At 42.4% G+C, this 11906-nt stretch carries 13 protein-coding genes and 1 pseudogene; 10 read left to right on the plus strand and 4 right to left on the minus strand.

Annotation, left to right across the window (positions count from 1 at the left end):
* The first annotated feature begins 136 nt into the window (after positions 1–136).
* The 7 genes from sufB to GNIT_RS06550 are packed head-to-tail and all read left to right on the plus strand — an operon-like array spanning position 137 to position 6190.
* Entirely contained in the window at positions 137–1573 is a 1437-nt protein-coding gene (sufB, locus tag GNIT_RS06520) for a Fe-S cluster assembly protein SufB (protein WP_014108370.1), read from the plus strand.
* 1 nt (position 1574) lies between these two features.
* On the plus strand, positions 1575–2336 hold the full coding sequence (gene sufC / locus GNIT_RS06525) for a Fe-S cluster assembly ATPase SufC (RefSeq protein ID WP_014108371.1): 762 nt from the start codon (positions 1575–1577) through the stop codon (positions 2334–2336).
* Entirely contained in the window at positions 2333–3592 is a 1260-nt protein-coding gene (sufD, locus tag GNIT_RS06530) for a Fe-S cluster assembly protein SufD (protein ID WP_014108372.1), read from the plus strand. The genes sufC and sufD overlap by 4 nt, the downstream gene beginning before the upstream one ends.
* Positions 3589–4806, plus strand: coding sequence for an aminotransferase class V-fold PLP-dependent enzyme (locus GNIT_RS06535; protein WP_014108373.1), 1218 nt, complete (start codon positions 3589–3591; stop codon positions 4804–4806). Before sufD ends, GNIT_RS06535 begins: the two co-directional genes overlap by 4 nt.
* Before the next feature lie 8 nt (positions 4807–4814).
* Complete coding sequence (locus GNIT_RS06540) at positions 4815–5171, plus strand: HesB/IscA family protein (protein ID WP_014108374.1); 357 nt, start codon at positions 4815–4817, stop codon at positions 5169–5171.
* 40 nt (positions 5172–5211) lie between these two features.
* A complete protein-coding gene (sufT, locus tag GNIT_RS06545) occupies positions 5212–5745 on the plus strand; it encodes a putative Fe-S cluster assembly protein SufT (protein ID WP_014108375.1) in 534 nt (177 codons plus the stop codon).
* Between the two features lie 37 nt (positions 5746–5782).
* Positions 5783–6190, plus strand: a complete 408-nt coding sequence (locus GNIT_RS06550) for a SufE family protein (protein ID WP_014108376.1) — start codon at positions 5783–5785, stop codon at positions 6188–6190.
* Positions 6191–6306: 116 nt separating this feature from the next.
* Here the strand turns inward: GNIT_RS06550 and GNIT_RS06555 are convergent, their stop codons facing one another.
* From GNIT_RS06555 to GNIT_RS06570, 4 genes and pseudogenes are all read right to left on the minus strand, one after another.
* Positions 6307–6678 carry a hypothetical protein gene (locus tag GNIT_RS06555; protein WP_014108378.1) on the minus strand — a complete coding sequence of 124 codons (372 nt, stop codon included), beginning with the start codon at positions 6676–6678 and terminating at the stop codon, positions 6307–6309.
* Positions 6679–6766: 88 nt separating this feature from the next.
* Positions 6767–6991, minus strand: a pseudogene (locus GNIT_RS06560) (DUF3820 family protein); the annotation flags it as partial.
* A 21-nt stretch (positions 6992–7012) separates the two neighbouring features.
* On the minus strand, positions 7013–8806 hold the full coding sequence (locus tag GNIT_RS06565; RefSeq protein ID WP_014108380.1) for an ABCB family ABC transporter ATP-binding protein/permease: 1794 nt from the start codon (positions 8804–8806) through the stop codon (positions 7013–7015).
* Positions 8807–8921: 115 nt separating this feature from the next.
* A complete protein-coding gene (locus GNIT_RS06570; protein WP_014108381.1) occupies positions 8922–9650 on the minus strand; it encodes a hypothetical protein in 729 nt (242 codons plus the stop codon).
* A 258-nt stretch (positions 9651–9908) separates the two neighbouring features.
* On the opposite strand from GNIT_RS06570, the gene GNIT_RS06575 reads away from it, so the two are divergent.
* The 3 genes from GNIT_RS06575 (at position 9909) to GNIT_RS18165 (ending at position 11896) form a co-directional block, all read left to right on the plus strand.
* Entirely contained in the window at positions 9909–10808 is a 900-nt protein-coding gene (locus GNIT_RS06575) for an alpha/beta hydrolase (protein ID WP_014108382.1), read from the plus strand.
* 334 nt (positions 10809–11142) lie between these two features.
* Positions 11143–11712 (plus strand): MBL fold metallo-hydrolase, encoded by a 570-nt coding sequence (locus GNIT_RS06580; RefSeq protein WP_014108383.1) that lies wholly within the window; start codon positions 11143–11145, stop codon positions 11710–11712.
* 34 nt (positions 11713–11746) lie between these two features.
* Positions 11747–11896 carry a hypothetical protein gene (locus GNIT_RS18165; protein WP_014108384.1) on the plus strand — a complete coding sequence of 50 codons (150 nt, stop codon included), beginning with the start codon at positions 11747–11749 and terminating at the stop codon, positions 11894–11896.
* Positions 11897–11906: the final 10 nt, after the last annotated feature.

Consider the following 11906-nt stretch of genomic DNA (forward strand, 5'->3'; position numbering starts at 1 on the left):
CGACAACTAAAAATACTATTATGCTTATCCGTTGAGCTATACACCTCACTAACGGTATAAGACCTTCACAGGAAGTGACGAATAGTTAGTAACAGTTAACACACAAATTTAACGTAAGTAAAAGTGAGATCAAGATATGAGTGAACAGATCGAACAAGCATTGGACCGAAAGTACGAGGCCGGCTTTTATTCTCAAATTGAATCAGATACCTTCGAAACAGGCTTAGACGAGTCTATTATTCGCCGTATCTCTGAAATGAAAAAAGAGCCCCAGTGGATGCTCGAGTGGCGCTTAAAAGCTTATGAAGCCTGGCTTAAAATGGATGAGCCTGAGTGGGCTCATGTGCACTATCCTAAAATAGATTTTCAAGCTATTTCGTATTACTCGGCGCCAAAAAGCATGGCAGACAAGCCACAGTCCCTCGATGAAGTGGACCCTGAGTTGTTGCGTACCTATGAAAAGTTAGGCATTCCTTTGCACGAGCAAGAAATGTTAGCAGGCGTTGCAATGGACGTTGTATTTGACTCGGTATCGGTAGTCACCACCTTTAGAGCCAAGCTAGAAGAGTCGGGCGTCATCTTTTGTTCTATCTCTGAAGCCTTACATAGATTTCCGGACTTAGTAAAAAAATACATCGGTTCAGTCGTGCCGCGCGCAGACAACTACTATGCCGCATTAAACAGCGCCGTATTTACCGACGGCTCGTTTGTTTATATTCCAAAGGGTGTGCGCTGCCCTATGGAATTGTCGACCTATTTTCGCATTAACGAAATGAACACTGGGCAATTTGAACGCACACTTATCATCGCTGAAGAAGGCAGTCACGTAAGCTATCTTGAGGGCTGCACAGCTCCTCAGCGTGACGAAAACCAATTACATGCTGCAGTGGTTGAATTAGTTGCACTCGATGATGCAGTCATCAAATATTCTACCGTGCAAAACTGGTACCCAGGCGATGAAGAAGGCAAAGGCGGCATATTCAATTTTGTGACCAAGCGCGGTATTTGTCATACCAATGCAAAAATTTCATGGACACAGGTAGAAACTGGTTCAGCCGTGACTTGGAAATATCCGAGCTGTATTTTGAAAGGCGACAACAGTGTGGGTGAGTTTTACTCAGTTGCGCTAACCCGAGGACGCCAGCAGGCTGATACCGGCACTAAAATGATACATTTAGGTAAGAACACGCGTTCTACGATTATCTCAAAGGGTATATCGGCTGGAAAGAGCAACAATACCTATCGTGGTTTGGTTAAAATGGGGCCAAAAGCAGACGGTGCGCGAAATTTCACTGAATGTGACTCCTTATTGATTGGCGATCTTTGCGGCGCCCATACCTTTCCTTATATAGAGAGCCGCAATCCGAGTGCGATTGTTGAGCACGAAGCAACCACCTCAAAAGTCAGCGATGAACAGTTATTTTTATGTCAACAACGTGGACTCAATCCTGAAAAGGCTGTGTCGATGATTGTGAACGGGTTTTGTAAAGAAGTATTTAAAGAACTGCCGATGGAGTTTGCCGTCGAGGCGGGTAAGTTGCTTGAAATTAGTTTAGAAGGGTCAGTTGGATAATATGTTAAAAATTAATAATTTACATGCAAAAGTAGAAGACAAAGTCATTTTGAAAGGATTGAATCTGGAAATAAAGCCAGGTGAAGTTCACGCCATTATGGGGCCAAACGGCGCCGGCAAAAGTACCTTAGGGTATGTATTGTCAGGGCGCGAAGGTTACGAGGTTCAAGAAGGCGATGTTAGCTTCAAAGGTGAAGACTTGTTTGAAATGGACATTGAAGAACGAGCCAGCAAGGGTTTGTTTTTAGCATTTCAATATCCGGTAGAAATTCCTGGCGTAAGCAACATGGAGTTTATGAAAGAGTCGGTGAATGCAACTCGCGAGCAACGTGGTGAAGAGCTATTGTCGGCGACGGAGTTTCTGAAAAAAGCCAAAGAAGCCTGTAAACAGGTTCAGCTTCCCTTAGATTTTTTAAAGCGTGGCGTCAATGAAGGCTTTTCAGGTGGTGAAAAGAAGCGTAATGAAATCATGCAGATGATTTTACTTCAACCTTCATTGTGCATCTTAGATGAATCGGATTCAGGTTTAGACGTGGATGCACTCCAAGTGGTTGCAAATGGCGTGAACAGCCAGCGTGATTCAGCTCGCAGTTTTATTATCATTACCCACTATCAGCGTTTATTAGATTATATCAAGCCAGACTTTGTGCATATTTTAGCAGACGGTAAAATTGTGAAAACTGGCGATGCATCACTTGCCCATGAGATTGAAAAAGAAGGTTATGCTTTCTTAGGCAAAGAATATGAAGGGGTAAGCGCATGAGTCAATGGCTAACTCAGGTCATTGATGATGCCAAACGTGTCGACGATTTTTTGGCTCCGATGCGTCAACAAGCCCTGTCAAAACTTCAAACTCAAGGTTGGCCTCACGCCCGCAGCGAGGAATGGCGTTTTACACCATTAACCTCGATAAAAGAGCGTTCGGTAGATGCAAGCTCTATTGCTGGCAATTATGAAGTGCCTGAAATTGAAGGCTTAAATGCTATCGATTTAGTATTTGTTGATGGTTTATTAGTGACTAACTTAAGTGACATAAGCTTGCCTTCAGGTTTAAGTGTTTATGCTCTTAGCGATGCTCCAAGTGCAGTACAAAGTAAAATTACCTCTTTGTTCGGCCATGTTAAACCTGCTCGCCATGTGTTTGGCTTAGTCAACGATGCACTTTGCCAACAAGGCATTTATGTCGAAGTTGACGAAGACGCCAGTATTGACACTCCTCTGCGTATCGTAAATCTAGCGACTAAAGACTGCGATGCGCACACGCGTGTTTTAGTTAATTTAGGTAAACACAGTCAACTTAAAGTCATTGAGCATGGTAGCGGCAACGTTGCTAGCTTCACCACCGCCTTTGCTGAATATGTTATTGGTGAAAAAGCGAGCCTTGAGCACTATCGCTTTGCTTTATTTACGGGTGCTGCCAAACAAGTCGGCGGCAGTCATTTTAGTTTGCAACATAGCGCTAACTTAAACAGTACATTAGTGTCTTATGGCAGTGAGTTGTCGCGATTAGACGTGGATATTATCCATGCTGGTGAGCACGCTAATGCCAAAATGAATGCGATTTATTTATTGGCAGAAGGTGAGTTTTTTGATTTACATTCGACCATTGAGCATGCAATGCCAAATGGTACCACTGAAGAAAATGCACGAGGCATTATTGGCGATCGCGCGCGCGCGGTGTTTAGTGGCCGTATTCATATACATAGAGATGCGCAAAAAACCTTGGCTGAACTGAATAACCGTAACTTACTGTTATCGCGCAGAGCAATGATTAACACTAAGCCAGAACTTGAGATTTACGCCGACGATGTTAAATGTGCTCATGGCGCAACCGTTGCAGAAATAGAAGAGAAAGCGCTTTACTATTTACTGAGTCGCGGTATTAAGCGTTCCAAAGCTTTGGTTATGTTGAACTTTGGCTTTATCCAAGAATTAGTAAACGCTATTGATGACGAGAGCATTCGCACTTGGTTATTGCCGATGCTGAGTGAGCGTTTTGCTAGCATGGAGGTTAAATGAGTTTTGACGTAGCTGCTATTCGAGCTCAGTTTCCGTTATTGCAGCGCGATGTTGACGGCAAGCCGCTAGCGTATCTAGATAATGCTGCGACCACACAAAAGCCGCAAGCGGTAATAGACGCGCTCATAGATTTTTACACGCAGTGCAATGCCAATGTGCATCGTGGTGCACATCACTTGTCTGACGAAGCGACCCGTCGTTACGAAAAGGCACGCGATACTGTGGCGCAGTTTATTAATGCCAAGCATCGCGAAGAAGTGATATGGACTAGTGGCACTACCGAGTCAATCAATTTAGTTGCTAATGGTGTGGGGCAGTTGTTTAAAGTGGGTGATGAAATCATTGTGACCGAGCTTGAGCATCACGCTAACTTAGTGACTTGGCAGCAGGCTTGTAAACGCAGCGGCGCTACTTTAAAAATATGCCCAATCTTTGATTCTGGTGAGCTAGATATCGATGCCTTTTATGCATTGTTGAACGAGAAGACGCGATTGGTCGCACTTCCTCATGTCTCGAACGCCTTGGGTACGATTAATCCGATAGTAGAAATATCGAAAAAAGCCAAACAAAAAGGCGCATGGATATTGGTTGATGGCGCGCAAGGCATCGCACACGGTAACGTTGATGTACAAGCAATTGGCTGTGATTTTTATGCGTTTTCAGGGCATAAATTATTTGGACCCACCGGAGTGGGAGTACTCTGGGGACGTAAAGAGATACTTGAAACCTTTCCAGTGTGGCAAACTGGCGGTGAAATGATAGCGGATGTTGATTATCAAGATGCCACCTGGGGAGCACTGCCTAACAGACTTGAGGCGGGTACACCTAATATTGCAGGCGTGATTGGTTTAGGTGCTGCGGTAAAGTGGCTGTCGAAGCTTGATATAGAGGCCATGCAAGCGCATGAGCAAGACCTGTTAGACTATGCAACGAAATGCGCTGAGGGTCTTGAAGGAATGCGTATAGTGGGAACGGCGCCAAATAAAATCGGCGTAATGAGTTTTCAACTAGATAATGCGCATCCTGCGGATATAGGCTTTATCTTAGATAAACAAGGGGTTGCAATACGCACCGGCGACAACTGCGCTCAACCCCTAATGAAAAGATTGGGCTTGCCGGGTACTGCACGTGCGTCTTTTTCTATATATAATACCCGTAACGATATTGACCAACTATTTGAGGCCTTAAAAAAGGCCAAAAAAATGTTGGCTTAGGAGATAACATGACTGTTGAAACTTTTGTTCCAAATAAGAAAGTCATTTCACTTACTGACAGCGCTATTCGGCATTTTGAAGGTAAGCAAAAGGCACAACCTGAGAAAATCATTCGATTTTCAACAAAGCTTAGTGGTTGCACTGGCTACGCTTATGTACTTGACCTAGTGGATGAAGCACAAGCGAGCGACGAACTGATCAGGTTCAGTGATTCTTTAGTCATTGCCATAGATGCGAAAGCGTTAGCGTTGCTAAAAAATACCGAGATTGATTTTGTCAAAGAAGGCGTAAACGGCATTATTAAATACAATAATCCGAATGTAGTAAACGAATGCGGCTGCGGCGAGAGTTTTAACGTAGGCTAGCAAAGCGTAATTCAGAACACAAAATAATGAACAATAAATAATGAAACAAAAAATGGTTGTCACCGAAAGTGACTGCAAAGCGCGATTAGTGCCAGTAGGTACCCCTGCGATCATTCCTGCCGGTGAGTTTGTGACGATAACGCAAGACTTAGGGGGCAATTACACGATAACTTGGCGCGGTAATATGTATCGAATAGATGGTACCGACGCACATGCTATAGGCCGAAAGACCTTGGTTCTATCATTTGAGCCACCTAGTGATGGCAACATCGACAAGGACCAAGTCTGGAAGGCGCTTCAATCGGTATACGACCCAGAAATTCCTATTGACTTAGTGTCTCTTGGACTTATTTACGCGGTGAAGATTGATAGCGAAAACAGTCGCGTTAATATTGACATGACATTAACTGCCCCCGCTTGTGGTATGGGCCCGGTGTTAGTGGGTGATGTGGAATATCGCGTGGCGATGGTACCGAATGTAGATAGCGTCGCCGTTAATTTAGTGTTTGATCCACCATGGTCACGCGAAATGATGAGCGAAGAAGCCCAATTAGAAGCGGGCGTCTTTTTTTAAGAGCCTTTTACAGATTTTATAGAACCAAGGAATATAAATGCAGTTACCCACTAGCCAAGAGATTGTTGAAGACTTAGCCTTTTTTGATGATTGGGAGCAGCGCTACCAATTTATTATCGATTTAGGCAAACAAATTCCTGGCTTGTCGGATGAGGCAAAAACCCCAGACAAAATCGTTAAAGGCTGTCAGAGTAGCGTATGGTTAGATTATACTTTGCAAGACGGCAGATATCAGTTTGATGTCGACAGCGATGCAGTGATTGTTCAAGGCTTATTAGTGCTAGTGCTCAGCGCATACCATGATAAAACTGCACAAGAAATACTTTCCTTTGATATGGATGCTTATTTTAAGGAGCTAGATTTAGAGGGGCATATCACGCCAACCAGAGGCAATGGCTTGCGCGCCATTGTCGGTAAAATTAGACAAATAGCGAGCGCGGCTTAAGTAAGCCAAGCTGAAAATACATACATTCTGCTTTCCACTGTTTTTTGCCTGATCAACTTGGGCTTGAATTCGGCAGCTGCTGCGGTTGAAACGCCCACCGCCTGCAAACTGCCCATTTACAACTGGTTAATTACGATCACGCGTTCTTCTTCAGTTAATACCTGAGTAAATACTGTTGCTCTTCGCATATTGCGCATTTTAACCGATTTTTCTAAAAGCGCTTCGTTGAATTGGCTTGGTTTATCTTTCAATTCAAGGATTGCAAGCCACGTTAAATATGCCCCGTAGCTCATTTGTTTTGCTGAATATCGCATCTCTATTCTGGCTTCAATTTCAGAAAATAACTCTGGATTTGCAAAGCACTTTTCAGACATGGCAGCGTGTAGGCAGAGAATTTGATGATCAATACCAACATCTTTTACAGGCACTTTCTCATATTGTCTTCCACGCTTTGCTTTAGGCTTTTGGTTTGTATTAAAGAAACTCATACTAGTATCGGTTGGTATCGCGTTTCTTCATCTCTTTTATATCACTAGAGCTTGAAAATGCAGCCTGGGTGGCATGTCTATTTTCGTAGAGAAGGGGTTTGAGGAGCGGTTCAAGGCCATTAAGTTTGATTTCATACATCGTTGCTAATTGCTCACCCAGCTTTCCCGCAGGAAAGCCTTGTTTATGAAACCACACTAAGTATGGCTCAGGTAAATTAAGCAATTTAGTGCCCGCATATTTACCAAATGGCATTACTGTGTTCACTAAGCTTAATAAGGCTTCTTGTGAACCACTGCCAAAGTCAATACTCATCTATTAATTGCCTTAATAATGTTAATCATTGTCGCTGTTTTTTTGCTGCGCTTGCCATAGCTTCGTATACAGGCCATCGAGCTTAAGAAGTTCGTTATGAGAACCTTGTTCTGCTATCTGCCCTTGATCCATCACGATAATCATATCAGCATCAACGATGGTCGACAGTCGATGTGCAATCATAAAACTCGTATGACCTTTAGCAATTTCTCTCAAAGCCGACAAGATTGCCTGTTCCGATTGCGAATCGAGTGACGATGTTGCTTCGTCGAAGACCATAATGGGCGGCCGCTTTAATATGGTTCGAGCAATAGCCACTCGCTGTTTTTCACCACCACTGAGTTTTAAGCCTCGTTCGCCAACTTGGGTGTTTCCTTTATCGGGCAAACGCGTAACAAAGGTATCGAGGTGTGCTAATTTTATTGCTTCTTCAATTTCCAGTTCAGATGCATCAGGGCGACCGTAGCGGATATTTTCATATAAAGTGTCGTTAAATAACACGGTGTCTTGTGGAACAATTCCAATATGCCGCCTAACCGAATCTTGGGTATGCAATGCTATATCCTGTCCATCAATTTTGATGCATCCTTCGGTGGGGTCATAAAAACGAAAGAGTAATTTTACTAGCGTTGATTTACCTGCACCACTTTCACCGACAACAGCGACTTTTGTGCCTGCTTTAACCACAAAATTGACGTTTTTAAGTATTCGGCGGTCTTCATGATAGGAAAAGCCGACGTTTTCAAAGCTAATTTGCCCTTTAGTAACGTTTAATTCTTTTGCATCAGCTCGGTCAACAATGGCGGGTTTCTTTGCTAATAGTGTAAAAAGGTTTTCGATATTAGTTAACGAACCTCTAATTTCACGATAAACGAAGCCCAGAAAATTCAGGGGCATAAATATCTGCATGGTAAACGCATTCACCAACACGAAGTCACCAATCGTCATTTTACCGTTTGCTACATTAATTGCAGCAAGTGCCATCATTGAGGTCATTGCGCCTGCGATGATAAAGGCTTGGCCGCCGTTCAATGCAAATAGTGACAGGCGGTTTTTACGCCGCGCGGTTTCCCATTGCTCAAGGTCAACATCATATCTATTGGCTTCAAATTTCTCATTATTGAAGTACTTCACGGTCTCAAAATTCAGTAAACTGTCAATAGCACGAGACGTGGTGGCGTTGTCGGCCTGATTTACCTGCTTAACGTATTTTGTGCGCCAATCGGTCGCCTTCATTGAAAAGAACACATAAAGCACGACAGACACAAAAATGACAACAGCGAAACTGGCGCCATAGTTGTAGAACAGGAGACCCACAACCATGCCAATTTCAAGCAGAGTAGGGCCGATATTAAAAATCAAAAAACGCATTAAAAAGCTAACACCCGAGGTGCCGCGTTCTATATCACGTGATAATCCGCCGGTTTGACGTGATAGGTGGAAGTCTAGATCAAGTTTATGTAGATGGTTAAATACGGTTAGGCCTAAGCGACGCATTGCGCGTTCCGTGACACGACCAAATAAGGTGTCCCTTATTTCTCCGAACAAAACGTTAGCAAGTCGCAGCACACCGTACGCAACAATAAGACCAAGCGTTGCAGCCATTATCGCTTCTTTTGTGGTGTCTAAATTAAGATTGTCTACCGTGTCTTTTAATACGAAAGGGAGCCAAACGCTCGCAACTTTAGCGGCAACTAAACAACCGATAGCAAGCCATACTCTGGTTTTAAACTCCTTAAGGTAGGGCCAAAGTTTAGCAAGTATGCGCCAATTTACTGGACGGTCGTCTGAGGGAGAGGAGTGGGATGGTCGCATTTTTGTTTGGCACTGCCTTTGCTAATGAAAGAAATTTTTCTGTAACAAGATAGTACCTGAATTATGGCGCAAACGTTCATTACATTCTTTATTTATAAGTCACTCAATGATCAAGTCACTTAAACGCGTCAATATGAAATTCAAGCTCAGTCGCCGCGTTCTCTATTTCGCTAAATGCATTGACCAAGGCGTCATGATGAACTGAGGCTTTACTAATGGCAAAGTAGGTAGGGATCGCAACCAATAACTCAGTATGCACACTATTTAGTGTTAACAACTCTTTTTCGCTTTGTTGATTTTTGGTGTAGTCCTCAAACGGCCCCTTGTATGACAACAAATACTTCGTTCTTTTGTTAGCAAACATACGAATGGCGTCTTCTGCATTTGAAACATCTACAAACTCAAAACCTTGTTGAGTAAGCGTTTCTCTCGATCCGTTGTAATCATAGCCTCTGATCGCAGCGATTCTTTTATCTATTTGCGCGTTATCAAGATTGGTGTAAAAATTTAACATTAGTGCATCGAAAGGAATGTTTGTGAATGTAACTTTATCTTGAACTGCTAATGTGGATTTAATATTCAGTGATAAATCAACAATTCCACTTGATAGAGAACGATATATTCTGGCTGGAGCCGCGCAAGAATTATTAATTTGAATGGATTTAGGCTGAAGTAATTTTTTAGTTATAGCAAAACCAATTCCTGTGCACTCTCCTGTGGTTTCATCAATGCTACTGTATGGTTTGAATATAGCAACACCAAAGTTTATTGTTAGGGTTTCTTCTGCAGCAATAAACTTACTGAATAGAATCGTTAATACTAAAAACGTAATACTCTTTCGCAATCTATTCTCCAACGAGGTAATGCTGCTGTTGTTACATTATCTTAACATCTTTGTTGCCATTATTATCAATACTCGCGTTAATAGCAATTGTGGAAACAACATTAAGCAAAAGTTACGCCTTCTAATGAGTGTTCGGGATTAGTTTGTTGAGTACTTGAGTAAATATCACATAGACTTTTTAAATTTGAGAAGTTAACTTGTCAACACTAACTTAAGCTAGGTGCACAATAGACATCTATGGTTACAGAGGGTTGAATAATGGTAAATTTAAAAACGATATTGGTGTTCTTTTTAATGCTATCGGTGCACAGCATAAATGCTGCGCCGGCAGTAAAGATAACCATAGATGCAGACGGCCATCCTATGGCACTTTGGGAAAAAACCGTCGATAACCCAAAAGGCTTCATTCTTTTTCATCATGGTAGAACGTGGAGTGCACTTCCTGATTTCGATTTACAGGTTAAAGGTGAAGAACTCTCAATGATGGATGGCTTTAATCAAATGGGGTATAGCGTTTGGGCACTTGATGCTAGGGGATATGGTGAAACTCCTCGGGACGCCACTGGCTGGAATACGCCTGATCGCGCAGCAAAAGATATAGCCATTGTGCTTGAATGGCTTGCTAAAAAGAACGGTGAAAAGACGCATCTTTGGGGCTGGTCGATGGGTTCCATGCTCGGGCAACTGGCTGCTCAAAAATACCCAGATAATATGGCGAGCCTTATATTATTTGGTTATCCGCTGACATTGGGCTATCAGTATTCTGAAAATATTATAAAAGATGCACCACCGCGTGAGGCTAATACCGCTGTTAATGCAGCGAGCGACTTTATTACCCCTGGCTCTATCAGTCAAACAGCGATAGATGAATATGTAAGACATTCTTTAGAGGCCGATCCGTTCAGGGCTGACTGGCATTATACCCATCAATATAATCAATTGGATGCAAAGAACGTTTCTGTTCCAGTATTGTTGCTTCAGGCTGAATTTGATCCACTCGCAAAAACTGACATGCATGCAAAGGCATTCTCTGAATTTCCTAACGCAGATAAACAATGGGTAGTTTTAAAAGGGGGCGATCACGCTGCACTTTTAGAAACGCCTAGAGCAAAAATGATTGCTTCCACTGTTGGGTTTATTGAGTGGTTGGAAAAATAAATTTGATTCCATTTCGTGGAGTAGGGTGGTTTGCTGACACCAGAATACCAAGGCTGGATTTATTTTTAATAATTTGCGAAAGGCATTATGCGTCAATGCTCCGGTCGGTAAATGATGCGGCCATTCATACTTTCATACTGTGGCCTAAATATTTTCTTTATAATCCAATCAGAATATTCATCGTATGTTCTTAGATACAGAATGTTCATAAATGAAAAATCCTGACCATTTTTTTTGCGTTCACATTTGCCGTGTGATTTATATAATACTGAATCAGATGCGGCCTTAAATTTTTGGAATGTTCGAATAACCATGAAGTGTGAGGTTTTAAGTGATGAAAACGATAATTGCGCTATTTTTAGTAACAGCTTTTAGTCATACATTTCTCCAAGCCCATGCGGTCGCAGAATCTTCTTTCACTATGCTACTCAATAAAAGCTCGTCTGAAACGTTAAGCAGCAATAACGCTGATGAACTCACACCTTTCAATATAGCGCCACCAATTGCTATAAATAGCAGAAGTACTGTGATGCAGTTAAAGCAAGCGACAGTATTTATTGACCCTGTGGGAGCACAAATAGATTACCGTCGGTTTGGCAGCCCTGACATTGTGGTGTTAACTCGAGCTGCTCCTAGCCATTTGAATATCGATACAATGATTGGTATGTTGCGTCGCAACACTATTGTATTAGCACCACAGGCGGTCATAGACCAGCTACCATTAATGATAGCAAACAATGTCATTACGCCGTTTGACGCTGGAACAACACAGCAGGTGCGTGGCATTGTTTTTCGTGCGTTAGACCGTTCTGAAAAAATGCCAGCCGATGTTTATGTGCAAGAGCGTGAGAGAGGTGATATTGGAGTCGTGATGGAAGTTGACGGAGAAAGTATTTATTTTTAACAAAAAGTTTAGACAAGCTTATGATGGTTATTGATTGTCTGGATATGGCATTATTAATACGCAAATTCTCTGCTGTATTAAAAAGTTCATCGACAATCCTTTATTTGCAATACAAATACCATATAAAGAAGCGCTTTATCCTAGTGATGGTGTGGTGCTCATTCGCAGAATGGAATCGGAATAGTGTGTCCAAA

The organism is Glaciecola nitratireducens FR1064 (assembly GCF_000226565.1).
Classification (GTDB): Bacteria; Pseudomonadota; Gammaproteobacteria; order Enterobacterales; family Alteromonadaceae; genus Glaciecola; species Glaciecola nitratireducens.